Annotated in this window: 23 protein-coding genes and 1 tRNA gene; 14 read left to right on the top strand and 10 right to left on the bottom strand. The window is 69.9% G+C overall.

The window, feature by feature from the left end; translation table 11 throughout:
* Nucleotides 1-167: 167 nt before the first annotated feature.
* Nucleotides 168-1,460, bottom strand: coding sequence for a serine--tRNA ligase (gene serS / locus V1318_RS00830; RefSeq protein ID WP_332936877.1), 1,293 nt, complete (start codon nt 1,458-1,460; stop codon nt 168-170).
* Nucleotides 1,461-1,612: 152 nt separating this feature from the next.
* Between serS and V1318_RS00825 the strand changes: the two genes are divergently transcribed.
* Together V1318_RS00825 and V1318_RS00820 are read left to right on the top strand one after the other, a co-directional pair.
* Nucleotides 1,613-2,269, top strand: a complete 657-nt coding sequence (locus V1318_RS00825; protein WP_332936876.1) for a TonB family protein — start codon at nt 1,613-1,615, stop codon at nt 2,267-2,269.
* Nucleotides 2,270-2,371: 102 nt separating this feature from the next.
* Nucleotides 2,372-2,953 (top strand): TonB family protein, encoded by a 582-nt coding sequence (locus tag V1318_RS00820; RefSeq protein ID WP_332936875.1) that lies wholly within the window; start codon nt 2,372-2,374, stop codon nt 2,951-2,953.
* A 134-nt stretch (nt 2,954-3,087) separates the two neighbouring features.
* Here V1318_RS00820 and V1318_RS00815 read toward each other — a convergent pair whose 3' ends face one another.
* From V1318_RS00815 to serC, 5 genes are all read right to left on the bottom strand, one after another.
* Nucleotides 3,088-4,566 carry an O-antigen ligase family protein gene (locus V1318_RS00815; RefSeq protein ID WP_332936873.1) on the bottom strand — a complete coding sequence of 493 codons (1,479 nt, stop codon included), beginning with the start codon at nt 4,564-4,566 and terminating at the stop codon, nt 3,088-3,090.
* Between the two features lie 255 nt (nt 4,567-4,821).
* Nucleotides 4,822-6,168, bottom strand: coding sequence for a 3-phosphoshikimate 1-carboxyvinyltransferase (gene aroA, locus V1318_RS00810; RefSeq protein ID WP_332936872.1), 1,347 nt, complete (start codon nt 6,166-6,168; stop codon nt 4,822-4,824).
* A complete protein-coding gene (gene hisC / locus V1318_RS00805) occupies nt 6,165-7,334 on the bottom strand; it encodes a histidinol-phosphate transaminase (protein WP_332936871.1) in 1,170 nt (389 codons plus the stop codon). The genes aroA and hisC overlap by 4 nt, the downstream gene beginning before the upstream one ends.
* Nucleotides 7,331-8,515, bottom strand: a complete 1,185-nt coding sequence (gene pheA, locus V1318_RS00800) for a prephenate dehydratase (protein ID WP_332936870.1) — start codon at nt 8,513-8,515, stop codon at nt 7,331-7,333. Before pheA ends, hisC begins: the two co-directional genes overlap by 4 nt.
* Nucleotides 8,516-8,726: 211 nt before the next feature.
* A complete protein-coding gene (serC, locus tag V1318_RS00795; RefSeq protein ID WP_332936869.1) occupies nt 8,727-9,812 on the bottom strand; it encodes a 3-phosphoserine/phosphohydroxythreonine transaminase in 1,086 nt (361 codons plus the stop codon).
* Between the two features lie 184 nt (nt 9,813-9,996).
* On the opposite strand from serC, the gene msrP reads away from it, so the two are divergent.
* The gene (gene msrP / locus V1318_RS00790) at nt 9,997-10,965 is read left to right on the top strand and encodes a protein-methionine-sulfoxide reductase catalytic subunit MsrP (RefSeq protein WP_332936868.1); all 969 of its coding nucleotides are present in this window, start codon (nt 9,997-9,999) and stop codon (nt 10,963-10,965) included.
* Between the two features lie 67 nt (nt 10,966-11,032).
* Complete coding sequence (msrQ, locus tag V1318_RS00785) at nt 11,033-11,650, top strand: protein-methionine-sulfoxide reductase heme-binding subunit MsrQ (RefSeq protein ID WP_332938282.1); 618 nt, start codon at nt 11,033-11,035, stop codon at nt 11,648-11,650.
* Here the strand turns inward: msrQ and V1318_RS00780 are convergent.
* On the bottom strand, nt 11,619-12,419 hold the full coding sequence (locus V1318_RS00780; RefSeq protein WP_332936867.1) for an FHA domain-containing protein: 801 nt from the start codon (nt 12,417-12,419) through the stop codon (nt 11,619-11,621). The genes msrQ and V1318_RS00780 overlap by 32 nt on opposite strands.
* Before the next feature lie 122 nt (nt 12,420-12,541).
* On the opposite strand from V1318_RS00780, the gene V1318_RS00775 reads away from it, so the two are divergent.
* Nucleotides 12,542-12,817, top strand: a complete 276-nt coding sequence (locus V1318_RS00775; protein WP_332936865.1) for a polyhydroxyalkanoic acid system family protein — start codon at nt 12,542-12,544, stop codon at nt 12,815-12,817.
* 431 nt (nt 12,818-13,248) lie between these two features.
* Here the strand turns inward: V1318_RS00775 and V1318_RS00770 are convergent, their stop codons facing one another.
* Nucleotides 13,249-13,971: a hypothetical protein gene (locus V1318_RS00770; RefSeq protein WP_332936863.1), complete on the bottom strand. Its 723-nt coding sequence runs from the start codon at nt 13,969-13,971 to the stop codon at nt 13,249-13,251.
* A 134-nt stretch (nt 13,972-14,105) separates the two neighbouring features.
* Between V1318_RS00770 and V1318_RS00765 the strand changes: the two genes are divergently transcribed.
* The 3 genes from V1318_RS00765 (at nt 14,106) to V1318_RS00755 (ending at nt 17,500) form a co-directional block, all read left to right on the top strand.
* Nucleotides 14,106-15,356, top strand: a complete 1,251-nt coding sequence (locus tag V1318_RS00765) for a patatin-like phospholipase family protein (protein WP_332936861.1) — start codon at nt 14,106-14,108, stop codon at nt 15,354-15,356.
* 309 nt (nt 15,357-15,665) lie between these two features.
* Nucleotides 15,666-16,247 carry a phasin family protein gene (locus tag V1318_RS00760; protein WP_332936859.1) on the top strand — a complete coding sequence of 194 codons (582 nt, stop codon included), beginning with the start codon at nt 15,666-15,668 and terminating at the stop codon, nt 16,245-16,247.
* A gap of 299 nt (nt 16,248-16,546) precedes the next feature.
* Nucleotides 16,547-17,500 (top strand): restriction endonuclease, encoded by a 954-nt coding sequence (locus tag V1318_RS00755; protein ID WP_332936856.1) that lies wholly within the window; start codon nt 16,547-16,549, stop codon nt 17,498-17,500.
* Between the two features lie 300 nt (nt 17,501-17,800).
* Here V1318_RS00755 and V1318_RS00750 read toward each other — a convergent pair whose 3' ends face one another.
* Nucleotides 17,801-19,789, bottom strand: coding sequence for an SDR family oxidoreductase (locus tag V1318_RS00750; RefSeq protein ID WP_332936855.1), 1,989 nt, complete (start codon nt 19,787-19,789; stop codon nt 17,801-17,803).
* 152 nt (nt 19,790-19,941) lie between these two features.
* On the opposite strand from V1318_RS00750, the gene V1318_RS00745 reads away from it, so the two are divergent.
* From V1318_RS00745 to V1318_RS00735, 3 genes are all read left to right on the top strand, one after another.
* On the top strand, nt 19,942-20,199 hold the full coding sequence (locus V1318_RS00745) for an acyl-CoA-binding protein (protein WP_056174386.1): 258 nt from the start codon (nt 19,942-19,944) through the stop codon (nt 20,197-20,199).
* Between the two features lie 54 nt (nt 20,200-20,253).
* Complete coding sequence (locus tag V1318_RS00740) at nt 20,254-20,880, top strand: TetR/AcrR family transcriptional regulator (RefSeq protein WP_332936852.1); 627 nt, start codon at nt 20,254-20,256, stop codon at nt 20,878-20,880.
* A gap of 304 nt (nt 20,881-21,184) precedes the next feature.
* The gene (locus V1318_RS00735) at nt 21,185-21,382 is read left to right on the top strand and encodes a hypothetical protein (protein ID WP_332936850.1); all 198 of its coding nucleotides are present in this window, start codon (nt 21,185-21,187) and stop codon (nt 21,380-21,382) included.
* 70 nt (nt 21,383-21,452) lie between these two features.
* Here the strand turns inward: V1318_RS00735 and V1318_RS00730 are convergent, their stop codons facing one another.
* Nucleotides 21,453-21,860, bottom strand: coding sequence for a phasin family protein (locus V1318_RS00730; RefSeq protein WP_332936849.1), 408 nt, complete (start codon nt 21,858-21,860; stop codon nt 21,453-21,455).
* A gap of 152 nt (nt 21,861-22,012) precedes the next feature.
* On the opposite strand from V1318_RS00730, the gene V1318_RS00725 reads away from it, so the two are divergent.
* The 3 genes from V1318_RS00725 to arsC all read left to right on the top strand — a co-directional run bounded on the left by V1318_RS00725 (nt 22,013) and on the right by arsC (nt 23,524).
* Nucleotides 22,013-22,867 (top strand): hypothetical protein, encoded by an 855-nt coding sequence (locus tag V1318_RS00725; RefSeq protein WP_332936848.1) that lies wholly within the window; start codon nt 22,013-22,015, stop codon nt 22,865-22,867.
* Between the two features lie 73 nt (nt 22,868-22,940).
* Nucleotides 22,941-23,015, top strand: a tRNA-Val gene (locus tag V1318_RS00720).
* A 158-nt stretch (nt 23,016-23,173) separates the two neighbouring features.
* Nucleotides 23,174-23,524 carry an arsenate reductase (glutaredoxin) gene (arsC, locus tag V1318_RS00715; protein WP_332936846.1) on the top strand — a complete coding sequence of 117 codons (351 nt, stop codon included), beginning with the start codon at nt 23,174-23,176 and terminating at the stop codon, nt 23,522-23,524.
* Nucleotides 23,525-23,855 lie beyond the last annotated feature (331 nt).

The raw sequence follows: 23,855 nt of genomic DNA, 5'->3' as shown, positions 1-23,855 counted from the left end.
CCGCATCGTCGCGCTCCGGCGTCGCCGTACTTCCGATTCGCGCGATGCGGTGCGCCTTCGGCTTACCGCATCCCACTGCGGCGGCAAGCACCGCATCAGCACGTAGGATGCGGTGACAACCGCATCAGACGATGGCACGTCATGCGGCGCCATCGCGGAACCCCGCATCACTCGATGCGATCGGCCCCGCCCATGTACGGGCGCAGCACCTCGGGCACGGTGATCGAGCCGTCGGCGTTCTGGTAGTTCTCCATCACCGCGATCAGGGCGCGGCCGATCGCCACGCCGGAGCCGTTGAGGGTGTGCACGGGCTCGGGCTTGTCGGTGGCCGGGTTGCGCCAGCGCGCCTGCATGCGGCGGGCCTGGAAGGCCTCGCAGTTCGAACAGGAGGAGATCTCGCGGTAGTTGTCCTGGCTGGGCAGCCAGACTTCCAGGTCGTAGGTCTTGGTGGCCGAGAAGCCCATGTCGCCGGTGCACAGCAGCATGCGGCGGTACGGCAGGCCGAGCTTTTCCAGCACCACCTCGGCGCAGCGGGTCATGCGCTCGTGCTCGTCGTAGCTTTCGTGCGGGCGCGCGATGGTGACCAGCTCGACCTTCTCGAACTGGTGCTGGCGGATCATGCCGCGGGTGTCGCGGCCGTGGCTGCCGGCCTCGGCGCGGAAGCACATCGAGTGCGCGGTCATGCGCAGCGGCAGCGCCGCGTCCTCGACGATCTCGTCGCGCACGATGTTGGTCAGCGGCACTTCCGAGGTCGGGATCAGGTAGCGCTTGCTGGCGGTCTCGCCCTCGCCGATCGCGGTCGCGAACAGGTCGTCCTCGAACTTGGGCAGCTGGCCGGTGCCGCGCATGGAATCGGCGTTGACCAGCAGCGGCACGTTGGTTTCCTGGTAGCCGTGCTGGTCGGTGTGCAGATCCAGCATGAACTGCGCCAGCGCGCGGTGCAGGCGCGCGAGCTGGCCGCGCAGCACGGTGAAGCGCGCGCCCGACAGCTTGGCGGCGGTGTCGCCATCCAGCCAGCCCTTGCGCGCGCCCAGTTCGACATGATCCTTGATCGTGAAATTGAACGCCTGCGGCACGCCCCAGCGGTGCTGCTCGACGTTGCCGGTCTCGTCCTGGCCGGCCGGCACCGATTCGTGCGGCAGGTTCGGGATGCCCAGCGCGATCGCCTCGATCTGGCCGCGGATTTCGTCCAGGCGCAGCTCGCTGGCCTTGAGCTCGTCGCCGAAACCGGCGACCTCGGCCATCAGCGCGGCCACGTCCTCGCCCTTGGCCTTGGCCTGGCCGATCGCCTTGGAGCGGGTGTTGCGCAGGTTCTGCAGCTCCTGGGTGCGGATCTGGATCTGCTTGCGCTCGCTTTCCAGCGACTCCAGCGCGCTCGCGTCGAGTACGTAGCCGCGGGTATCGCGCAGACGCGCGGCGAGTTCGGCGGGTTGCTGGCGCAGCAGAATAGGATCGAGCATGGCGGAACCGGTGGGGAAGCGGAGCGCGATTATCGCGTGCTAAGCGCGCTCAGGGCCAATCGTGGCCGCAAACCGCGACCGGTTGCCGACGGATTAACCCGGTTGGAGGCAGAATGCGGCTAGCCCCGCTCCCTGTCCCCGCCGGATTCCGCATGTCGACACCGTCCCCCGCGCCGTCCCGTCCCGTCCTGGATCTGTCCGCCTGGCGCCCCTCGCGCAAGGCCCTGTGGTGGGTACTGGGCGCGTTCGCGCTCGGCCTGATCCTGTTCGCCCTGGTCTGGTCGCGCAGCGACGATCACGATTTCTACCGCGCCGACGAGGTCGCCCCGCCGACCGCGGCCGGCCCGAACTACGCGCCGCTGCCGGCGCCGATGTCGGGCAACGAAGGCAGCGGAGTCGGCCCCGCGCCGCAGTCCGCCCCGGCCGCGGGCGCCGATCAGCCGCGCCTGGTCGAGACCGCACCGCCTCCGCCGCCGGCCGATGCCGCGGTCGCGGCGCGCCCGCAGACCCCGCCGCCGGCGGCGGTCGCCAGTTCCGACCCCCAGCCGATCGCCGGCCAGAACCCCGCGCCGCGCTACCCGCCCCAGGCCCTGCGCCGCGGCGAGAGCGGCACGGTCACCGTGCGCGTGCAGATCGGCGCCGACGGTGTGCCGACCGACGTCGGCGTCGGCACCAGCAGCGGTTCGCGCACCCTCGATCGCGCGGCCCAGGACGCGGTCCGGCGCTGGCGTTTCCGCCCCGCGCTGGCCAATGGGCAGCCGGTCAGCGGCACCGTGATGGTCCCCATCACATTCGATGCCAGCCGCTGAACGGGTAACGCCCTGCCCCCTCCGCCTCACTCGCCGCTAACACCGGCGTGAGGAAAGTCGGATCGCCACCCGGACCACCGGGGACGACCCGAGGAGGGAGACATGACGGACAACACGCTGGACCATCGCGACACTCAACCGCAGGCCACCGCGGACGCCGCCGAGCCTGCGCGCAACCGTACCGGCCTGTGGCTGCTGGTGCTGCTGGCCGCGATCCTGCTGATCTGGTACCTGCTGAGCCAACGCGCGCCGATGCCGGCAGCGCTGCCGCCGGATGCCCCGATCGCGCCGGTGCCGACCGAAACCAGCCCCGCGACTCCGTCCGAGAGCGACCGCGGCGCGACCAAGCCGGTCGCCAGCGCGGCCAAGCCCAAGCCGAGCAAACCCACGATCAGCGCGCCGCGCGAGACCGCGCCGCAACGCATCGCCAGCCGCAGCCCCGAACCCGAGTACCCGGCCACCGCGCTGCGTCGCGGCGAAGGCGGCGACGTGCTGTTGCGGGTGAGCGTGGGCGCCGACGGCGTGCCGGGCGAGATCGATTTCGTCCGCCGCAGCAGCTCGCGCGAGCTCGACCGCGCCGCCCAGGAGGCGGTGCGCCGCTGGCGCTTCGAACCGGCCACGCGCAACGGCAAGCCGGTGCCGGCGGAGGTGGAAGTGCCGATCGCGTTCAAGCCGCAGGCCTGAACGCCTGGGCCTAGGTCCTGAGCCGCAGGACCGCGTTATCGGGGGAGAGCGGGCTCCGGCCGCCGCTGGGCGGCCGGAGCGATGCGGACCAAACCGCAGGGGGCACGCCGGCGATCGCGGACCGCCTTTCGAATTCAGCCGCGCCCCGGCCCCGTAGCGCCGCGACGACGGATCAGGCCCCAGGCCAGGCAGGCGCCGAACAGGAACTCCAGCGGCGCGCGCCCGTACTCGAAGCGCCACAGCAGCGAATCGAAGTTGTTCGCCACCAGCACGATGCCGACGCTGCCGGCCAAGGCCCAGAACCCGGCCAAGGGCATCAGCCCGCGCCGCCACGCCAGCAGCGCCTCGCGCAGCAGCAGCGCGAACGCGACCCCCAGCAGCAGCGTGCCCAGCGCGCCCAATCCGACCAGCGCGTCCAGATAAGTGTTGTGGAAATGCATGTGATGCTGGCCGGCCATGTCGCGCCGGCTCTCGGCGATCAGCGACGGCGTGGTGCGCAAGCCCCAGCCCAGCAGCGGGCGCTCCAGCCACTTCTCCGTGCCCAGCTTGTACAGGGCCATGCGCACGCTCACGGCCTTGTTGTTGAGCTGGGTGTGCTGGGCCGCGATCACCGCGGGCGCCGGGCCTGTGGCCTTGGCGGGCCCGGCCGTGGCCGGTACGGGCTCGCTGGCGACCGTGCCCGCGCTGGCGGCCTGCTGGGCCTCGCTGACCACGGTCTCGGAGCCGGCGAAGCGCAGGCTGATCAGATCGCGCGCGGCGAACAGCAGCAGGCCCGACACCAGCGCCGCCACGATCGCCGGCACCAGCACGCCCAGGCCGGCGCGGCCGCGATACTGGTACCAGGCGTAGGCCAGCACCGCCGGCGGGATCACCGCCGCGAACGCCAGCCAGGCGCCGCGCGATTGCGAGAACAGCAGCAGGCAGAAACAACCGACGTAGGCCAGCAAGCCCACGGCCAGCGCCAGGCGCCGCCCGCGTTCGCGCCGCTGCGCCCATAGCGCCATCGACAGGCACAGCGCCAGCCAGCCGCCGATCGCGGCGAGCTGCCCGCTCAGGTTCTCGGCTATGCCCAGGTCGGGGCGCAGACGACCGGCCCACAAGGCCTCGCCCTGGCTCCAGGGCAGATAGATCAGGGCCGACAGCAACAGGCCCGCACCCATCAGCGCGACCAGTCGTGGAATCGCGCGCGGCATCAGCGACAACCACCAACCGGTCACGCAGGTGAACAAGGCCAGGCGCACCAGTTTGCCCGCGGTCGACAACTGCGCCGACAGCGGTATCGCGGGCGCCACGCTCCAGGCCGCGTACACCGCCTGGACGAGCACGAACACGATCAGCACGATCAGCGCGCGCACCGCCGGTTGCGCGGCCAGTTCGCGCCAGGGCCTGGCGCCGGCGCAGCACATCAGCAACAACAGCAGGCCCGCGCCGAGCTCCGGGCGCAGATACAGGCCGATATCGGTCAGGGCGAAGAAGGCCTGGTAGGCGAGCGCGAACAAGGCGGCCCGGCGCAGCCAGGGCGGCAGATCGGCGGCGGCCTCGGAGTACCAGCCCAGGCCGGCGCCGCGCGGCGCGCGCGACAGCGAATTCATGGCCAGCGCGTCCTCAGCCATGCGCGGTCTTCGCCAGGTTCGCCAGGCCTTGCGACGGCGGCGCGCACGCTTGCGTCGCCGGCGTCGTCAAGCCGCATCGGAGTTGCTGCATCGCCTACGTCCTCTCGCAAATCGCGCCGGGCCTGGCGCGAACCACGTGATGGCCGCCATGCCGCGGGGGCGGACGACGGCCGTTACCTCCCTGTTCGCACATCCTTGTCCGTACATCGGCTGCTCGCGCACCGGCTGCGGCGCGATTCGCTCAGTCGACGAAGTCTAGCGAAACCGCGCGTCCTTGCCTGTCTGCAAACCAAACGCCGTACGCAGTTCGAAACCGCAACCGCGCGCCAGCGTGTCGAAACCCGGAAACGAAGTGGCCACATTCTCCACATCATGGATGCGCACCTCGCCGCTGGCGCACTGCGCCGCGACCGCGAAGCTCATCGCGATCCGGTGATCGCCGTGGCTGTCGACCGCGCCGCCGTGCAAGGCGCCGCCGTCGATGATCGCGCCGTCCGGGGTCTCGTCGATTTTCGCACCAAGAATGCGCAAGCCTTGTGCCATGGTCGCGATCCGGTCCGATTCCTTGACCCGCAATTCGGCCGCGCCGGAAATGCGGCTGCGCCCTTGCGCGCAGGCCGCGGCCACGAACAGGGCCGGAAATTCGTCGATCATGTCCGGCACCAGCGCCTCGGGCACGTCGATGCCTTGCAGCGGTGCGTAGCGCACGCGCAGATCGGCGACCGGCTCGCCGCCTTCTTCGCGCACGCGCTCCTGCCGGATGTCGGCGCCCATCAGGCGCAGCGCCGCGAGCAGGCCGGTGCGGCGCGGGTTCATGCCCACTGCCTCCAGCAGCAGTTCGGAGCCCGGCACCACGCTGGCCGCGACCAGGAAGAACGCGGCCGAGGAGAAATCCGCCGGCACCGCGACCTGCGTCGCGCGCAGCGCGTGGCCGCCGCTCAGGCGCGCATAGCCGGGCGAGAACTCGATCGGCCAGCCGAACGCGGCCAGCATGCGTTCGGTGTAGTCGCGGGTCGGGTGCGGCTCGCGCACCACGGTCTCGCCCTGCGCGTACAGGCCGGCCAGCAGCAGCGCGGACTTCACCTGCGCGCTGGCCACCGGCAGGGTGTAGTCGATGCCCTGCAGGCGGCGGCCGCCATGGATGCGCAGCGGCGGCAGGCCGCCGTCCTGGCTGTCGATGCGCGCGCCCATCGCCGCCAGCGGTTCGGTCACGCGCCGCATCGGACGCTTGGACAGCGACTCGTCGCCGATCAGCACCGAATCGAAACCCTGCCCCGCCAGTACGCCCGCGAGCAGGCGCATGCCGGTGCCGGCGTTGCCGCAGTCCAGGGCCTGCGCGCTGGCGCGCAGGCCGTGCAAGCCGACGCCGTGGACGATGCGTTCGCTGGCGCTGGGCGTTTCGATGCGCACGCCCAGGCGCTCGAACACGCGCGCGGTGGCGCGGGTGTCCTCGCCTTCCAGGAAGCCGGTGACGCGGGTGGTGCCTTCGGCCAGGGCGCCGAGCATGACCGCGCGATGCGATACCGATTTGTCGCCGGGAACGCGCAGGCTGCCGTGCAGCGGCGCGCCGGGCGCGGCGATCCAGGCCTGGTCCGCGCTCATGCGCGCACCGCGTCCAGCGCGGCCAGCAAGCGACGATTCTCGTCGGCGTCGCCGACGGTGATGCGCAGGCAGTCGCCCAGGCCGTAGCCGCCCATCGGCCGCAGCACCACGCCGCGCGCGATCAGCTCGGACTCGATGCGCGTGGTGTCGGCGCCGAACTCGACCAGGACGAAATTGGTCTGCGAGGGAAACACCCGCAGGCCGCGTTCGCGCAAGGCGGCGGCGAGCGCGGCGCGCTGCTGGGCATTGCGCGCGCAGGCCGAGGCCAGGTAGGCCTCGTCGGCCAGCGCGGCCTCGCAGGCGGCCAGCGCCGGGCCGTTGACGTTGAAGCTCTCGCGCAGGCGCTCCATCACCGCGACCAGGCCCGGTGCCGCCAGCAGATAGCCCACGCGCAATCCGGCCAGGCCGTAGGCCTTGCTGAAGGTGCGGGTGACGATCAGGTTCGGATGCGCGTCCAGCAGTTCGACCGCGCTGGCGAAATCGCCGGCCTCGGCGCGGTCGACCATCTCGGCGTAGGCCTCGTCCATCACCACCAGGATGTCGGCCGGCACGCGCGCCAGGAAGGCCTGCAGGGCCGCGCGACCGAACCAGGTGCCGGTGGGATTGTTGGGATTGGCCAGGTAGACCAGCCGAGTCCGCGGCCCGATCGCGTCGGCGATCGCGTCCAGATCGTGGCCGGCCGGCATCGCCGCGCTGCGCGGCAGCGCCTCGACGATGCGCATGTCCGCACCGGCGGCCTGAGTGGCGAGCGCGAACACCGCGAAGCCGTAACGCGAGAACACCACCTCGGTCCCCGGCCCGGCGAAGACCTGCGCCAGCTGCATCAGCAGTTCGTGCGAACCGTTGCCGAGCAGGATCTGCGCGGTGGCGACGCCGTGTTTGGCGGCCAGCGCGCGCTTAAGATCGGCGCCGAGCGGGTCGGGATAACGATGCAGTTGATCCAGCTGCGCCAGCGCCGCCGCGCGCGCGCGCGGCGACGGGCCATAGGGATTCTCGTTGGACCCCAGCTCGACCAGTTGCTGCGCGCCGAACCGGCGCCGCAACGCGACCAGGTCGTGGCCCGGGTCGTAGGCGCGCAGGCGCTGCACGCCCGCTTGCGCGCGCGCGGCGAACCAGGCCTCGTCGAAGGCCGGCGTCGCCGCCGGCAAGGACGGCGCCGCGCTCACGCGATCGCGACCGGGTAGGAGCCCAGCACCTTCACTTCGTGGGCCAGCTCTTCCAGCTCCTCCAGCGCTTCGCGCATCGCCGGTTCCTGGACGTGGCCGCCGATGTCGACGAAGAAGGCGTACTGCCAGCGGCCGGTATGGCCCGGACGCGACTCGATGCGGTTCATGCTCAGGCCGCGCTTGGCGAACGGCGACAGTACGTTGTACAGCGCGCCGGGCTGGTCCTTGATGAAGATCAGCAGCGAGGTGCGGTCGTTGCCCGAGGGCGTGAACAGCTCGCGTCCGATCACCAGGAAGCGGGTGGTGTTGTCGGGGCGGTCCTCGATCGGGCCGGCGACGTTCTTCAGGCCGTAGACGTTGCCGGCGCTGGCGCCGGCGATCGCGGCCGCGTCGTCGGCGTTGCGCGCGCGGCGCGCGGCTTCGGCGTTGCTGGCCACGGCGATCTTCTCGGCCTTGGGCAGGTACTGGCGCAGCCAGGCCTTGCACTGGGCGAAGGACTGCGGATGCGAGTAGACGCGTTCGATGTCCTCGATCCGGCCGCTGCGCGAGAGCAGGTGCTGGTGCACGCGCAGCTCGACTTCGCCGGAGATCTTCAGCTTCGAGGTCAGGAACATGTCCAGGGTGGACTGGATCGTGCCCTGGGTGGAGTTCTCCACCGGCACCACGCCGAAGTCGGCGTTGCCGGCTTCGACTTCCTGAAACACCTCCTCGATGCTGGCCAGCGGCAGGCCATGGATCGAATGGCCGAAATGCTTGAACACCGCCTGCTGCGAGTGCGTGCCCTCCGGGCCGAGGAAGCCGATCTTGAGCGGCTCCTGCTGGGCCAGGCAGGCCGACATGATTTCGCGGAACAGCCGCACCAGCACTTCGTCGTTGAGCGGGCCGTCGTTGCGGTCGACCACGCGGCGCAGCACCTGGGCCTCGCGCTCGGGACGGTAATAGTCCACCGCCGCGGCCAGTTTGCCCTTGGCCTTGCCGACCTGGTTGGCGAACTGGGCGCGCTCGGCGATCAGCTGCTGGATGTGCTGGTCGATGCCGTCGATGCGGGTGCGCAGCACGGCCAGGTCGAGCGGGGGGAGTTCGGGGGCCGCGGTGGCGGGCTTGCTCTTCGCGGCCTTGCTCGGCTTGGCGGCGGCCTGCTTCGGCTTCGGCGCCGCGGGCTTGGTGGGTTTCTTTGCCATGTTCGTCTCGTGGGTCCGGGGGGCGGCCGGAGGTGGTGCTGAGGTAGCGAAGATATTTGAGAGCTTACGAAAACCTACGACGCAAGCTGGAGTTCAAGGCTGCCGTCCATGGCCAGACCGGCTCGCCCGGGGACCGTCCGGCCCGGCCATCCATGGCCGTGCGTTCGCCACCGCAGCCGATGCCGATAGGGCATCGGCTAAGCGCGGTGGCTCACCCATTCCTCTTCTGGAAATCTCGCATGAAGGAGGCCAGCGCCTGCACGCCCTCTTCCGGCATCGCGTTGTAGATCGAGGCGCGCATGCCGCCCAGGGCGCGGTGGCCCTTGAGCGAGATCAGGCCGGCGGCCTCGGCTTCCTTCAGGAACGGCTTGTCCAGCGCCTCGTCCTTGAGGAAGAACGGCACGTTCATGCGCGAGCGCGCGGCGGGCGCGACCTCGTTGCGGTAGAAGCCGCCGGAGTTGTCGATGGTCTGGTACAGCAGCGCCGACTTGCGCGCGTTGCGCTGCGCGAACTCGGCCACGCCGCCCTGCGCGATCATCCACTTGAACACCAGGCCGGCCAGGTACCAGTTCCAGGTCGGCGGGGTGTTGAGCATGGACTCGCCCTTGACGTGGGCGCGGTAGTCCAGGATCTCCGCGCGCGGCTGGCCGGCGCGTTCGAGCAGGTCGCGGCGCACGATCACCACGCTGACGCCGACCGGGCCCAGGTTCTTCTGCGCGCCGGCGTAGATCACGCCGAACTTGGACACGTCCAGGGGCTCGGACACGATGCTGGAGCTGAAGTCGCCGATCAGCGGCACCTCGCCGGTCTGCGGAATGTCGCGGAACTCGACGCCATGGATGGTTTCGTTGGCGGTGTAGTGGACGTAGGCGGCGTCCTTGGAGAACTGCCAGTCGGCGTAGGCCGGGATGTCGCGGTAGCCGCCGGCCTCGCCGCTGGCGATCACCTTGGCGTCGACGTAGGGCTTGACCTGCTTGAGCGCGGTCTTGCCCCAATGGCCGGTCACCGCGTAATCCACGGTCTGGCCGGGCGCGGCGAAGTTGAGCGCGATCAGGGCCTGCTGGGTGGTCGCGCCGCCCTGCAGGAACAGCACCGCATAGTCCTCGGGAATCGACATCAGCGTGCGCAGGTCGGCTTCGGCTTCCTGGGCGACCTGGAGGAACTCCGGCCCGCGATGGCTCAGCTCCACGATCGAGGCGCCGACGCCATGCCAGTCCAGCATTTCGGCCTGGGCCTGCAGGAGGACGGCTTCGGGCAAGGTCGCGGGGCCGGCACTGAAGTTGAACGCGCGGGACATCGGGTGCTCCGTGGGAGTGGGGGTTGGAGCCCAAGTATGCCGCAGTGCAACACTTGCGCGCGCCTTGGTTACCCGCGCAACTTTTGCCCCTTCGGCTGCCTCTATGGTGATAAACCCACCGTATGCGCCTGGACGGCCCCGCGACCTGTCCACACCGTGCCCGTCTCAAGCAGGAGTTCCCCCGATGTCATTGCGCGACGCCTTCACCCTCCCCGCCCGCGAGATCACCGACGAGGCGGTCTACCGCGAGCGCCGGCGCCTGCTGGCCGCGTTCGCGGCCGCGCCCGCGCTGGGCCTGGCCGGCTGCGCCGACGCCGAGCCGCCGCCTGCGCCCAAGACCGCGATCACGCCCGCACAGGCGGCCTCGGGCTTCCGCACCGACGAAACCCTGACCCGCTACGAAGACATCAGCAGCTACAACAACTATTACGAGTTCGGCACCGGCAAGGCCGACCCGGGCAAAGCGCCCAAGACCCTGCGCACCCGTCCCTGGACGGTCGCGGTGGGCGGCGCCTGCGCCAAACCCGGCGCGCTGGGCCTGGACGATCTGATCAAGGGCCTGAGCCCGCAGGAGCGCATCTACCGCCTGCGCTGCGTGGAAGGCTGGTCGATGGTGATCCCCTGGCTGGGGGTTCCGCTGGGCGAGGTGCTCAAGCGCTTCCAGCCCACATCCAAAGCCAAGTACGTGGCCTTCACCACCCTGGCCGACCGCAAGCAGATGCCCGGCCTGGCCTACCCCGCGCTGGACTGGCCCTACCGCGAGGGCCTGCGCATCGACGAGGCCATGCACCCGCTGACCCTGCTGGCCACCGGCCTGTACGGCAAGCCGTTGCCGCAGCAGAACGGCGCCCCGCTGCGGCTGGTGGTGCCGTGGAAATACGGCTTCAAGAGCATCAAGTCGATCGTCGCGATCACCTTCGTCGAGAAAATGCCGTTCACCAGCTGGAACGACGCCCAGTCCAGCGAGTACGGTTTCTTCTCCAACGTGAACCCCAACGTCGACCATCCGCGCTGGACCCAGAAGAGCGAACGCCGCATCGCCGGCACCGCCAGCAAGCTGTTCGCCGAACGCATCCCGACCCGGCTGTTCAACGGCTACGGCGAGCAGGTCGCGTCGATGTACGCTGGCATGAACCTCAAGCAGTGGTTCTGAGCGCATGAACGACCGCACCACGGCCGCGCGCGCGCGGCCGGCACCGCGTCGCCCCGCGTCCAAGGGCATGATCGCGGCCAAGGCCCTGGTCCACCTGCTCGCGCTGACCCCGGCGGCGATCCTGGCCTGGCAGATCCGCGCCGAATTCCTGACCGGCAGCGGCGGCCTCGGCGCCGACCCGGTGGCCGAGATCGAGCACCGCCTGGGCCTGTGGGCGCTGCGCCTGTTGCTGCTGACCCTGGCGATCACGCCGCTGCGCCAGCTCAGCGGCCAGCCCGTGCTGATCCGCTTCCGCCGCCTGCTCGGCCTGTACGCCTTCTTCTATGCCTGCCTGCACTTCGCCGCCTACCTGGTCCTGGACCTGCGCGGCTACTGGACCCAGATCTTCGAGGAGATCCTCAAGCGGCCCTACATCACGGTCGGTTTCCTGGCCTGGCTGCTGCTGGTGCCGCTGGCGCTGACCTCGACCCAGGCGGCGATGCGCCGGCTCGGCCGGCTCTGGGGCCGGCTGCACCAATTGATCTACGCGATCGCCGTGCTGGCGGTGCTGCACTTCTGGTGGCTGGTGAAGTCCGACATCCGCGAACCGCTGCTGTACGCGACGATCCTGGCCGCCCTGCTGGGCTGGCGCGGCTGGAAGAAGCTGCGCGCGCTCAGCTCACGCCGTACAACAACAGCAGGCTGAGCGCGGCCGCCAGCAGCGCCGCCGCCAGCAACAGCCAGGGCATGCGGCGCACCGACGACGGCAGGCTCGGCGCCGGGCGCGTGCGCTCGTCGGCCTCGAACTCGACTAGGTGCGGCGTCGGTACCGACTCGCCGCCACCGCCGCGGCTGGGCGCCTCGATCACGAAGCGGTGCTGGGATTCCAGCACCAGCTGGTCGCCCGGCCGCAACAAGGCGTTGCGCACCGGCCGGCCGTTGACCAGGCTGCCCTCGACCGAGCCCATGTCGCGCAGCACCACGCCGTCGGCGTGCGCTTCCAGGCGCGCATGGCGCTCGGCGAAGGAGGCATCGTCGATGCGGATGTCGCATTCGCTGGCGCGGCCGATGGTGCGCGGCTTGTCCAGCGGATAACAGCGGCCGTGATGGGGGCCGGCGATGCCGCGGATCACCAACCGGCTCTCCGGCGCCTCGCCGAAACCGTAATCGGCCGGGGCCGGCAAGGGTTCGCCAGCCAGCAGCAGCAGCTCGACCCCGTCCAGGAAGATCGCGTCGCCGGCGCGCAGCATCGCCATGCGCCGCACCGGGCGGCCGTTGACGTGCAGGCCGCGCACGCCTTCGCGCACCTGCAGCCAGACGCCGCGGCGGTCCACGCACACCTGTGCGACCGCGTCCGCGCCGTCGCGGACCAGGGCAGTGCGACCGTCGGCGTCGCGGCCGATCGCATGCACGCCCGGGCTCAGGGCCAGGTCGGCATGTTCGCGGTTGGGATATCGCAGTCTTAGGCTTTCCACTCGGCGGAAATCTAGCATGCTGCGCGCCCATCACGCACACCGAGCGGCGCGCCGCATCGGCACGCTCTTGGATGCGACGCGCCACACCCGCACAATAGGCGGATCCTGGGAGGGAACGTTATATGTCGAGCATCGATATTCGCCACGATCATTCGCTGACGCCGGCCAAGGCCCGCAAAGCCGTCGAAGAGGTGGCGGAAAAGCTGGCCGAGCGCTTCGGCATCGAATACGACTGGTCCGGCGATACCTTGAACTTCGCCCGCAGCGGCGTCGACGGCAAGATCGCGCTCGGCCCCAAGCAACTGCGCGTGACCGCAAGCCTGGGTTTCCTGCTGGGCGCGCTCAAGGGCCCGATCGAGAGCGAGATCCGACGGGTGCTGGACGAGCGCTTCAAGTAAGGCGGGATTCGGGAATCGGGAATCGGGAATCGGGAATCGGGAATCGGGAATCGGGAATCGGGAATCGGGAATCGGGAAAGGCTACGGCCACCGGCGTCGTTTCGTTCCGTCATCCCCGCGCAGGCGGGGATCCAGTGACCTGATCGGCCTGCCGCGGGCGACGTATCTGCCTAGAACCCCGATAGACCACCGGCCCTGGCCGCCAACGGGCCGCCCATTCGCGCGCTGAAGCCACTGGATCCCCGCCTGCGCGGGGATGACGAATCGCAGGTGGCGTCGCCAACGTCCCGGAGATGATGAATCGCAGCTGGCGTCGCCAAGGTCTAGGCCGGAATGGCGTCGCGCTCACGGTGCCGGACCACGCCGCGCCTCGAAGTGCCGCTGCCGCACGGAACACGACGCAACCGTCGCGCCCCCAATCCCGGAACGCCCTACTCCAAGCCCGGAAACGGATCCGGATCGCCCTCGAACAAGCGCTGCGCGACCTCGCGCTCGTCGCTTTCGATCTCGGCGATGAACTCGCGCACATCGCCGAGTTGGCCGAAGGCGGCGAAGCCGCGTTCCAGGAAGCCCTGCAGCTCCGCCAGCCCGGCCGCCTTGGCCGGCCCGCGCGACAGTTTCAGCAGGGTCGACACGCCCGGCATCCGCACCGCCCGGCCCAGGCCGTTGCCGACCCGCGCGATCAGGTCGATCTGGTGCCCGCGCAGGCGCGGCAGGCCGCTGTCGCGGTAGGCCTGCGCGTACAGGGCCGCGTCCAGGCGCCGGCGTCGCGGCGCCAGCACCTGCAGGCGCTCGGCCATGCGCAGGTCGAAGGCATGGGTCAGCAGGCCCAGCTCGATCGCGTCGGCGACCGTGCTCAACAGCGCGGCGGGCAGCAAGCGCTGCATCATCGGCAGCACCCGCGCGATGTCGGCGTCGCGGCGGCTGAAATCGTGGTCGTTGTAGACATCGCTGAGGAAGAACTGCGCCGCCGGGCGCCGGCGCGGATCGCGCAGGAAGCGGTCGAAGCTGGCCTCCAGCCGCCAGGCCTGCCAGGCGCGCAGCTCCGGCAGCCAGCGCAAGCCGTTGCGCGACTCCTGGCGCGGGTCGTGCAGGGCCTGATGGCGCGCCAGCAGGCCGCTCAGGCGGGCGGAAAGATCGGTCGTCCTGGACATCGACGGCATGATCGCGGCCGCGGCTGGCGCCCGCAACCGCCCCATCGCTACGACCAAAGTCGTGGCGCCTGGCGCACCCGCCGCGGTCGGCTACACTCGGGGGGATACTCCTACGCACGGTCGCCGTCCACCTCATGCTGTCACTCCATTCCGCCCGGCAACGGGCGCGTAGCACCGGCTCGCCGGCCAAGATCGGCCTGGCCATCGCCGGCGGCGGTCCGATCGGCGGCATGTACGAACTCGGCGCCCTGCGCGCGCTGGACGAAGCCCTGGAAGGCCTGGACCTGACCCGCCTGGATTGCTACGTCGGCGTCAGCAGCGGCGCCTTCCTGGCCGCGGGCCTGGCCAACCGCATGGATACCGCCGAGATGTGCCGGATCTTCATCACCGGCGACAGCGACGACGTCCAGTTCCGGCCCGAGACCTTCATGCGGCCGGCCTTCTTCGAATACATGAAGCGCGCCGCCAGCTTCCCGCGCCTGGCCACGCAGTGGTGGCGCGAGCTGCTGTTCTCGCCGCGCGAGGCGCGCTGGTCGGACCTGATCACCCGCTTCGGCGGCCTGATCCCGAACGGCCTGTTCGACAACGGCGAGGTCGAGCGCTTCCTGCGCGAGGTCTTCACCCGGCGCGGGCGCAGCAACGATTTCCGCGAGCTCGACGCGCGCCTGTACGTGGTCGCGGTCGACATCGACAGCGGCGACGCGGTGCGTTTCGGCGGCGACGACTGGAACGACGTGCCGATCTCCAAGGCGGTCCAGGCCAGCGCCGCCCTGCCCGGCCTGTACCCGCCGGTGAACATCCGCGGCCGCCATTTCGTCGACGGCGCGCTGCGCCGCACCATGCACGCCTCGCTGGTGCTGGAACAGGGCATCGACCTGCTGATCGGCATCAACCCGCTGGTCCCGTTCAACCACAACCACGGCAGCGCGCCGGTGGCCGAAGACAACAGCCTGGCCGCCGGCGGCCTGCCGGCGGTGCTGTCGCAGACCTTCCGCACCCTGCTGCAGTCGCGCATGCAGGTCGGCCTGGCGCGCTACGCCCAGCAATACCCCAATATCGACCAGTTGGTGTTCGAGCCCAACGCCGAGGACGGCGAACTGTTCTTCACCAACGCCTTCAGCTTCTCGGCGCGGCGCCGGATCTGCGAGATCGCCTACCGCAACACCCTGGCCGACCTGCGCCAGCGCGCCGAAGCCCTCAGCCCGGTGTTGGCCGCGCACGGCATCCGCCTGCGCGAGGAGGTCCTGGCCGACCCCCAGCGCTCGGTCCTGGACGGCATCGCCCCGCCCTCGCGCGACACCGAGACCACCGCGCGCCTGCGCCGCGCGCTGGACGACGTCGACCATTTGGTGGCGAGGCGGCGTAAGCGCGCCAGGGCCAAGTAAGAGCTAGGTAACGAGTAACCAGTCCTCAAAGGTCCCCACTCGTTCCTGTTTCCTACTTCCTATTTCCTCGCTCCTCGCCCCCCCACTGGGGCGAAAACTCCAGACAGGACCGTAGGCTGCGGTGGCAACCGCACCAGCGCGGCGCAACGATGCGGTTCGCCTTGGGGTCACCGCATCCTCCGGGCTGGCCGTGCCTGGCTTCGCTGAATTCCGTCGGCCTTGGCTGCGCGTCCCGTCCAATGGTGTGAAAGCTCTAGACAGCGCGCCCATCGTGCAGTGACATCGAATTCACGCCCGCTTGGAGGGCATATGGCCAAGTTCAAGAAGAACGCTAAGAAGACGACGGCCGGCAAGGCCAGCAGCAGCGCCCAGGAGCAGGCCGAGCGCCTGTCCAAGACCTTGAGCGAATCCGCGCAGCAGATCTGGCTGGCCGGCGTCGGCGCGTTCGGCCGCGCCCAGGCCGAGGGCACCAAGCTGTTCGAAGGCCTGGTCAAGGAAGGCCTGAACCTGGAGCAGACCGCGCGCAAGTTCACCGGCGGCCAGGCCGACGCCCTGCGCGACGTGGTCGAGTCCAAGGTCGGTCACGCGCGCGAACGCGCCGCCGACACCTGGGACCGCCTGGAGAAGGTGTTCGAAGAGCGCGTGCAGCGCGCCCTGGTCAAGCTGGGCGTGCCGGGCCGCGACGACCTCGCCGGCCTCAGCCAGCGCGTCGACACCCTGACCGCCGAACTGCGCCGCCAGGGCGGCAAGCCCAAGGCCGCCAAGCCCGCTGCGGCCAAGAAGGCCAGCGCCGCCAACAAGGCGCCGGCCAAAAAGCCGGCCGCCAAGAAGGCCGCCACCAAGGCCGCGCGCAAGTCGACCGCCAAGCCCAAGTCGCCGGTCTCGCCCTGATCCACCGGCGCCGGGCGCTCCGCCGCCCGGTCGCAGTACCCGCTCTATCCGCGCGGCCCCAACACCGGCCGCGCGAACCGCTAAGCCCGCCAGTCCGTCGCTCCGTATGCTCCCCTCCCCTTACGGTTTCGGACTGGCGGGCTTTCTTTGTCCGCCGCGCGCAGGCGCCCGCGTTTGGGTGGAAACCGGCGTCGAACCGCGTACGCGGTCTGTCCATTCGCGCATAGCGTGAGCCAGGGCTGCAGCTGCAGGTGCCGAGTGGCGTATATTTTGCGCCCCACATCCGGCCTGAGGCCTGCATGTCCAATGCTGTTTCGCTGCTGACCGCGCTCCTGATCGCCGTGCTGGCCGGCGGCGCGATCACGGCCTACCTGTGGCTGTACCGCCGTCGCCGTTCCGAGACCCGGGCCGGCATCGAGGCCCTGGCCAATATGCGCTGGCGCGAATTCTCGCGCCTGGTCGTGGAAGCCCTGCAGCCGCGCGGCTTCGAACCCGAATCGGTCGAACAGACCCTGGAACGCGGCAGCCAGTCCGAGGAAATGCGCCTGCAGCGCGACGGCCGCCCCTGGCTGCTGGCCTGCAAACAGGGCCATGCCGACTACCTGGTCAGCGCCGCGGTGGTGGCCGAGTTCGCCAATGCGGTGCGCTTCGCCGGCGCCAGCGGCGGTGTGCTGGCGACCCCGGGCCGGATCGCCGACACCGAAGTGCGCGGCATCGAACTGGAACGCTACGACGGCCCCGCGCTATGGGCGCTGGTGCGCCCGCTGCTGCCGCAATCCCTGCGCGACGACCTGACCGCGAGCACGCGCAAGCGCGTGATGCGCGAGACCCTGTTGGGCTGGATCGCGGCGATCGTGCTGGGCGCGCTGGCGGGCCTGCTGCTGCCGGACCCGCCGCGCAATGCCGAAGCCGCGCCGACGCCGTTGGCGGCGAACCCGGCCCCCGCCGCGCCGCCGGTAGCGCATGCCGAAACGCCGCTGACCGCGCCCGCCCCGGCCGATCCCAACCGCGAGCAGTACGAACGCGCCGAAGTGATGCGCATGATCTCGTCGCTGCCGAACGTGGAGCGCGCGCTGTGGTCGACCTCCTCGACGCTGGTGGTGTACCGGCTGCGCGAGGACGAGAACAGCGACGTCAAGGAAATCTGCTCGATCCTGGAGCGCTACACCTTCCTGCGCTCCTCGCGTCTGCAGCTGCAACCGCCGCCGGGCAGCAGCCAGCGCGTGCGCTTCCTGCAGTGCAAGACCTACTGAGCCGGCACTGACAACGCACCACCCTTTCCGAGTCCCCCTTTGAAAATGGGGGGACAGGTTTCGCAGGACGTGGTGAGCGCAGCGGGGGGGAATAGGTTTCGTAGGATGTGGTGAGCGCAGCGAACCGCATCGCGCCCGCCCGCCTCGCCAGGGCCCGAATCCGCCTCCGCCGATCCCACCCCTGCCGAACCCGCCTCTACCGAGCCATTCCCACCGGGTTTCCACCCGCACCGGCCTGGCCAACCCCAAAAAAGAATCGGCCGCACCCGGCGGCCGATTCCGTGCAGCGTATCGCCGTGCTTACCAGTGCACGCCGCGCATCAGGGCCGCGAACGCGATCTGCTCGTTGCTGGCGTGCTCGTCCTTCAGGCCCTTGCGGTCGCCCTTGGCCGCGGCCGAGTCCGGGAACAGCTCGAAGGCCGTGCTCATCACCACCTCGTAGGCCTTGGGCGCCAGCGCGTTCACCACCGAGGCGAAGATGCCCAGACGGGTCGCGATGCGGCTGGGCTTTTCGATGATGCCCTTGACCACCAGGTCGCCGGCCTCGTCCGGGGTCAGGGTCGGCACGCTGTCGTACATCTTGGTCGGCGCGATCATCGGCGTCTTCACCAGCGGCATGTTGATGGTGGTGAAGCTGATGCCCTTGCCAGACAGCTCGCCCTGGGCGCAGCGGCTGAACGCGTCCAGCGCCGCCTTGGAGGCCACGTAGGCCGAGAAACGCGGCGAATTGGCCAGCACGCCGATCGAGGAGATGTTGATGATGTGGCCCTTGCGGCGCTCGGTCATCTTCGGCATGAAGCCCATGATCAGGCGCAGGCTGCCGAAGTAGTTGAGCTGCATGGTGCGTTCGAAATCGTGGAAACGGTCGTAGCTGAGCTCGATCGAGCGCCGGATCGAACGGCCGGCGTTGTTGACCAGGATGTCGACATGGCCGTGCTCGGCCAGGATCTGCTTGACCAGGCGGTCGCAGTCGGCCATGTCGGCCAGGTCCGCGGTATAGGCGAAGACCTTGCCGCCGGCCGCCTTCATCGCGTCGCGGGCCTTGAACAACTCCTCCTCGCCGCGCGCCACGATCACCGTGATCGCGCCGGCCGCGGCCACCTTCTCCGCGGTCGCCAGGCCGATGCCCGAGGAGCCGCCGGTGATCACCACGACCTTGTTGCGGACCTTGCCCTTGAGGGTGCGATCGACGAACAGATCCGGGTCCAGGTGGCGCTCCCAGTAGTCCCACAGGCGCCAGGCGTAGCCTTCCAGCTGCGGCACCTTGATGCCGCTGCCGCGCAGCGCGCGTTCGGTCTCGCGGTTGTCGAAACGGGTCGGATAAGTGATGAACTTCATCACCTCCTTGGGGATCTTGAAGTCGCGCAGCAGCATGCCGATGAAGCGCTTGACCGGCGGCAGGTTGCTCACCGCGCCGCGGATGCCCGAGGGCACGAAGGCGAACATGCGCGCGTCGATGCGCATGGTCATCTCCGGCGCGTGGCCGGCGCGGGCGAAGGTGTTGAGCACCTCGCCGACGCGCTGCGGCTCCGGATCGGTCAGATGGAAGCAGTGACCGTCCAGCTTGGGCTTGTGCGCGATGTGGTCCATCGCGTCGACCACGTAGTCGACCGGGATGATGTTGATGCGCCCGCCCTCGATGCCCAGGGTCGGCATCCACGGCGGCAGCATCTCGCGCAGCTTCTTGAGGAAGGTGAAGAAGTAATAGGGCCCGTCGATCTTGTCCATCTCGCCGGTCTGCGAGTGGCCGACCACCATGCCGGGCCGGTAGATGCGCCATTTGACCCGCTTCTCGGCCCGGACCAGGCCCTCGGAATCGTGCTTGGTGCGCAGGTAGGGATCGTCCAGGCCCTCGGCCTCGTCGAACATGTCCTCGCGGAACACGCCCTGGTACAAGCCGGCGGCGGCGATCGAACTGGTGTGGTGGAAGCAGCCCGCGCCGATCGCCGCGGCCAGGTCCAGCGCGTGCTGGGTGCCGTCGATGTTGGCCGCGCGCTGGGCCTGGGCGCTGGCGGTGAGGTCGTAGATCGCCGCCAGGTGGAAGAAATGCTTGATCTTGCCGTTGAGCGCGCGCAGTTGGGCCGCGCTCAGCCCGCACTTGGCCGCGGTCATGTCGCCGTGGACCGGGATCACCCGCTTGAGGTCCCAGCCCATCTTCTTGGCCGTGGCGTCGAACTTCTTCTGCGAATCCTTGCGCACCAGCACATGGATCGTGCCCTTGCGCTTGAGCAGGTTGCTGACCAGGAACCGGCCGATGAACCCGGTCGCGCCGGTAACGAAATAACTCATGCCCCTCTCCTTGACCCCAAGTCGGCCGCGCGGCGGCGGTACGCGCCTAACTTGCCAGAGCCGGCGCCCACGGACAATTCCCTTCCGTATTGACCACCCCGCCGGTGCGTGCGGTAATGCCGCATCACCTTGGTCGCCGGGAGGGCCACACCATGTCCGATCTGAAGTCCAGTTTCGAGCAAGCCGCGAAGGATGTGCAGTCGCTGTCCGAACGCCCCGACAACGACACCCTGCTGCGCCTGTACGCGCTCTACAAGCAAGGCGCCGAGGGCGACGTCAGCGGCGCCAAGCCGGGGTTCTTCGACTTCGTCGGCACCGCCAAGTACGAGGCCTGGGCCAAGCTCAAGGGCACCGGCCAGGACGAGGCGATGAAGAAGTACGTCGACCTCGTGAAGAAGCTGCGCGACTGATGCCGCGCGGGGCGCGCCGACCGACGGCGTCACGATCCAGGGCGGGTTGACCCCGTGGCCAAACAGACCCGCCAGCGCATCCTCGACGCCGCGTTGACCATGTTCAACGCCCAGGGCGAGCCCAACGTCACCACCAACCACATCGCCGACGAGCTGGAGATCAGCCCCGGCAACCTGTACTACCACTTCCGCAACAAGGACGACATCATCGAGCAGCTGTTCGCGCGCTACGAGGAGCGCATGGACGCCGCGCTCGCCGCGCCGCAGGGGCGCCTGCCCGGGCTGGAGGACATCTGGCTGCAGCTGCACCTGGTGTTCGAGTGCATCTGGGACTACCGCTTCCTGTACCGCGACCTGGTCGAGATCCTCAGCCGCAACCGCCGCCTGCGCCTGCGCTTCGCCCGCATCCTCAAGCGCGCCGACGAACAGGCGCATACGGTCATGCGCGGCCTGTCCCAAGCCGGGGTGATGCGCGCCTCCAGCGACGAGCTGGCCGCCACCGCCACCAACGTGCTGGTGATCGCCACCTTCTGGCTCAACTATGCGTCCGCGCGCGGCGACAAGGACGAACACGCCGCGATCCGCGACGGCATCGTCCAGGTGATGATGCTGATGGCGCCGTTCCTGCGCGACGCCGAGCGTGTGCACCTGAACTCGCTGACCCGCGCCTACCTGGACTGAGCCGCCCGCTGCGCCGCTTTGGGGTAGGAGCGGCGTAAGCCGCGACCACGTCATACCGATCGCCGACGCAGGCTGATTCGCCGGCTATCGAAACTGATCCGCGCAACCGGGTTTTCGTCATGGCCGCCAGGGCGCGGTCGCGGCGTACGCCGCTCCTACCCCAGGGCCCGGTCGCCCTCACCGCTGCGCGACTTGCGGTGGCGCAGCAACGCAAACCGCGCAATCGGGCGCGAAATCGCGTCGCCGCGGGGGCTAGCGTTCGGGCGCGGGCCAGACCCGCACCACCCCAAGGAGAGGAGTGCCCATGAACGTCTTTCGCCGCAAATCCGTCCTGCTCGCCGCCGCCGTGCTGATGCTCAGCTCCAGCGCCGCCTGGGCGGTCTGCCGCCCGAACACCTGCGCCTCGCAGTACAGCCAGTGCCTGGCCAACGGCGGCGACGAAACCGCCTGCGAACTGGCCTACTACCGTTGCCTGCGCAACTACGGCTGCCCGATTCCCTGATCGCGGCACCGCCTCGCGCAAACGACAAGGGCGCCATCGGCGCCCTTGTTTGCTTGCGACCGCGCCAGGCTCAGGCCTTGCGCGCCGCCCGCTTGGCCGGCTTGCGCACCGCGCGCCGCACCGGCGCCGGCTTCTTCTTGGCCTTGGCGGCCGGCTTGCGGGTCTTGCGCTGGGCCTTGGGCTTGAGGCCCAGCTTGTCCAGCACCGGCGCCAGACGGGTCTCGACCTCGGCGCTGAACTTCACCACCCGCGGTTCGACCTGACCGCGCACGCTGTCCAGCTGCGCGCGCAGGTTCTCGCGCGTCTGGCGTACCAGCTTCTGCGCGCGGCGCTGCAGCGCGTCGGCGCGCTCGACCGCGCGGCCGGCGGCGTCGAAGCCGCCGCGACGTGCGATCGCGACCAGGCCGAGCCCGGCCAGCCACAGGTGGCGCAGCGTGGTTTCCTTGGCCGCGCGGGTCTTGCGTTTGACGGTTGCCATCTGACTGCTCCGCTGACCGGCCGGAGGGCCGGTTTCTCGACCGCCACTGTGGCCAAGCGCCATGGAGCAATCACACTAGCCCGCACCGGCCCTTGCCAGAACACCGCCGCTGGCGGGATGCTGCGCTCCCGACCTGTCGACAAGGACCGCAGATGGCCGCGAAATCCGCCTGGGCCGCTTTTCCGCACGATGCCAAGGGCTACGCCTACGCCGGCGACGCCCTCAAGAAAGCCTGGCCCAAGCTGCACGCCGGCGACACCGAAGCCTATCCGGACGCCAAGCGCGCGGCCGCGCTGATCGCCGCCGCCGGCAAGGCCGCGCCCAAGGGCCTGGACGCCGACGCGCTCGCCGCCGCCCTGCAGGACGCCTGGCGCGCCTTCCACCGCGGCGATTTCAAGGCCGCCTTCGACGCCGGCGAAGCGCTGGGCCCGGTCGGCGCCTCGGTCGCGGTCAAGGCGCTGGGCATCCATGCGACCTACCTGGTCGACGACGAGGACGAAAAGCTCAAGCGCTACGAACACGCGGCCAAGCTCGCCGAGGCCGCGGTCAAGGCCCTGCCCGAGGAGGCCAACAGCCATTACCGCCACGCCTTCGCGCTGGGCCGCTACAGCCAGGGCCTGAGCATCGCCAAGGCGCTCAAGGCCGGCATCGCCGGCAAGGTCCGCGCCGCGCTCGACACCACCCTGGAACTCGCGCCCAAGCACGCCGAGGCTCACACCGCGATGGCGCTGTACCACGCCGAGATCATCGGCAAGGTCGGCTCGATGATCGGCGGCCTCACCTACGGCGCCAAGGCCGCCGAGGCCGACAAGCACATCAAGACCGCGCTCAAGCTGACCCCGGACTCGCCGATCGCCCACATCGAGCACGGCAACGTGCTGATGCTGCTGCACGGCGACAAGCAGGAGGACGCCGCCGCGGCGGCCTACGAAAAAGCCGCGAAACTCAAGCCCATCGACGCCATGGAGGCGCTGGACGGGGCCTACGCGCGCGCGCAGCTGGAATGAAACTGAAGGGCGCGGCGCCGGCGAGGCTTGCCTAGTCCGCGCCCGCCCCCTACAATCTGCGGCCCAAGTATTTGGGCGGTTAGCTCAGCGGTAGAGCACTGCTTTCACACGGCAGGGGTCACAAGTTCGAAACTTGTACCGCCCACCAGATACGGACGAAGGCCGGCGCAAGCCGGCCTTCGTCTTTTCCGGGGTCCGGCGGCGGAATCCGGGATCTCGGCGGCCAGCAAGCTCCGGCCCCCGCGACCCGGGCCAGGCGGCTTAACCCCGTCCAGGCCGGCGCCCAAAGGCCCGCAGGAGCGCGCAATGAGCGACACCCGCCTCTACCACAACCCGCGCTGCTCCAAGTCGCGCGCCGCGCTGGAGCTGCTGCAGGCGCGCGGGATCGAGCCGCGCATCGTCGCCTACCTCGACAGCGCGCCCGACGCCGACGAACTGCGCGCCCTGCTGCGCCTGCTGGGCCTGCCCGCGCGCGCCCTGCTGCGCAGCGGCGAGGACGCCTACGCCGAGCTCGGCCTGGACGATCCCGCCCTGGACGAGGCCGCGCTGATCGCGGCGATGGCCGCGCATCCGCAGCTGATCGAACGCCCGGTGTTCGTGCACGGCGGACGTGCGGTGATCGGGCGGCCGCCCGAGCGGGTGCTGGAACTGCTCTGACGCGTATGAGTTCCATCGCGGGTTGATGCTTGCCTCGCGTGCGCGGATTCGATCGCGGCTTACGCCGCTCCCACAGAGGGCACTGCAAACCCCTCCATAACGGGTGCACGCTGATCGAGCGATCGTCTGGGCAGGGTTGGCGCCCATCTAGCCGTTGGACCCTGCTTCGCTTTTGGGGTAGGAGCGGCGTGAGCCGCGACCCGGAAGTGCGAACGGCGTCGAAACCTTCGTCGCAAGCGGGGGCAGTGGTCGCGGCTCACGCCGCTCCTACCCCACGGCGATGCCGGATCGGGGGTTCGACGCCGCTCATGTTTCGCAGGTCGCGGCTCAC

The organism is Lysobacter sp. CCNWLW3 (assembly GCF_036697405.1).
In the GTDB taxonomy this organism is placed as follows: Bacteria; Pseudomonadota; Gammaproteobacteria; order Xanthomonadales; family Xanthomonadaceae; genus Lysobacter.
This window is presented reverse-complemented; position numbering and strand designations above follow the sequence as displayed.

Excerpts from the sequence above, each read along its gene's own strand:
- msrQ (WP_332938282.1), top strand. The coding sequence starts at position 11,033 with ATGATCGCGGCCAAGGCCCTGGTCCACCTGCTCGCGCTGACCCCGGCG.
- V1318_RS00730 (WP_332936849.1), bottom strand. The coding sequence starts at position 21,860 with ATGGCAACCGTCAAACGCAAGACCCGCGCGGCCAAGGAAACCACGCTG.
- aroA (WP_332936872.1), bottom strand. The coding sequence starts at position 6,168 with ATGAGCGCGGACCAGGCCTGGATCGCCGCGCCCGGCGCGCCGCTGCAC.
- V1318_RS00775 (WP_332936865.1), top strand. The coding sequence starts at position 12,542 with ATGTCGAGCATCGATATTCGCCACGATCATTCGCTGACGCCGGCCAAG.
- pheA (WP_332936870.1), bottom strand. The coding sequence starts at position 8,515 with ATGGCAAAGAAACCCACCAAGCCCGCGGCGCCGAAGCCGAAGCAGGCC.
- V1318_RS00750 (WP_332936855.1), bottom strand. The coding sequence starts at position 19,789 with ATGAGTTATTTCGTTACCGGCGCGACCGGGTTCATCGGCCGGTTCCTG.
- serC (WP_332936869.1), bottom strand. The coding sequence starts at position 9,812 with ATGTCCCGCGCGTTCAACTTCAGTGCCGGCCCCGCGACCTTGCCCGAA.
- V1318_RS00820 (WP_332936875.1), top strand. The coding sequence starts at position 2,372 with ATGACGGACAACACGCTGGACCATCGCGACACTCAACCGCAGGCCACC.
- V1318_RS00745 (WP_056174386.1), top strand. The coding sequence starts at position 19,942 with ATGTCCGATCTGAAGTCCAGTTTCGAGCAAGCCGCGAAGGATGTGCAG.
- V1318_RS00770 (WP_332936863.1), bottom strand. The coding sequence starts at position 13,971 with ATGTCCAGGACGACCGATCTTTCCGCCCGCCTGAGCGGCCTGCTGGCG.
- serS (WP_332936877.1), bottom strand. The coding sequence starts at position 1,460 with ATGCTCGATCCTATTCTGCTGCGCCAGCAACCCGCCGAACTCGCCGCG.
- V1318_RS00765 (WP_332936861.1), top strand. The coding sequence starts at position 14,106 with ATGCTGTCACTCCATTCCGCCCGGCAACGGGCGCGTAGCACCGGCTCG.
- V1318_RS00760 (WP_332936859.1), top strand. The coding sequence starts at position 15,666 with ATGGCCAAGTTCAAGAAGAACGCTAAGAAGACGACGGCCGGCAAGGCC.
- arsC (WP_332936846.1), top strand. The coding sequence starts at position 23,174 with ATGAGCGACACCCGCCTCTACCACAACCCGCGCTGCTCCAAGTCGCGC.
- V1318_RS00735 (WP_332936850.1), top strand. The coding sequence starts at position 21,185 with ATGAACGTCTTTCGCCGCAAATCCGTCCTGCTCGCCGCCGCCGTGCTG.
- V1318_RS00815 (WP_332936873.1), bottom strand. The coding sequence starts at position 4,566 with ATGGCTGAGGACGCGCTGGCCATGAATTCGCTGTCGCGCGCGCCGCGC.
- V1318_RS00755 (WP_332936856.1), top strand. The coding sequence starts at position 16,547 with ATGTCCAATGCTGTTTCGCTGCTGACCGCGCTCCTGATCGCCGTGCTG.
- V1318_RS00825 (WP_332936876.1), top strand. The coding sequence starts at position 1,613 with ATGTCGACACCGTCCCCCGCGCCGTCCCGTCCCGTCCTGGATCTGTCC.
- msrP (WP_332936868.1), top strand. The coding sequence starts at position 9,997 with ATGTCATTGCGCGACGCCTTCACCCTCCCCGCCCGCGAGATCACCGAC.
- V1318_RS00725 (WP_332936848.1), top strand. The coding sequence starts at position 22,013 with ATGGCCGCGAAATCCGCCTGGGCCGCTTTTCCGCACGATGCCAAGGGC.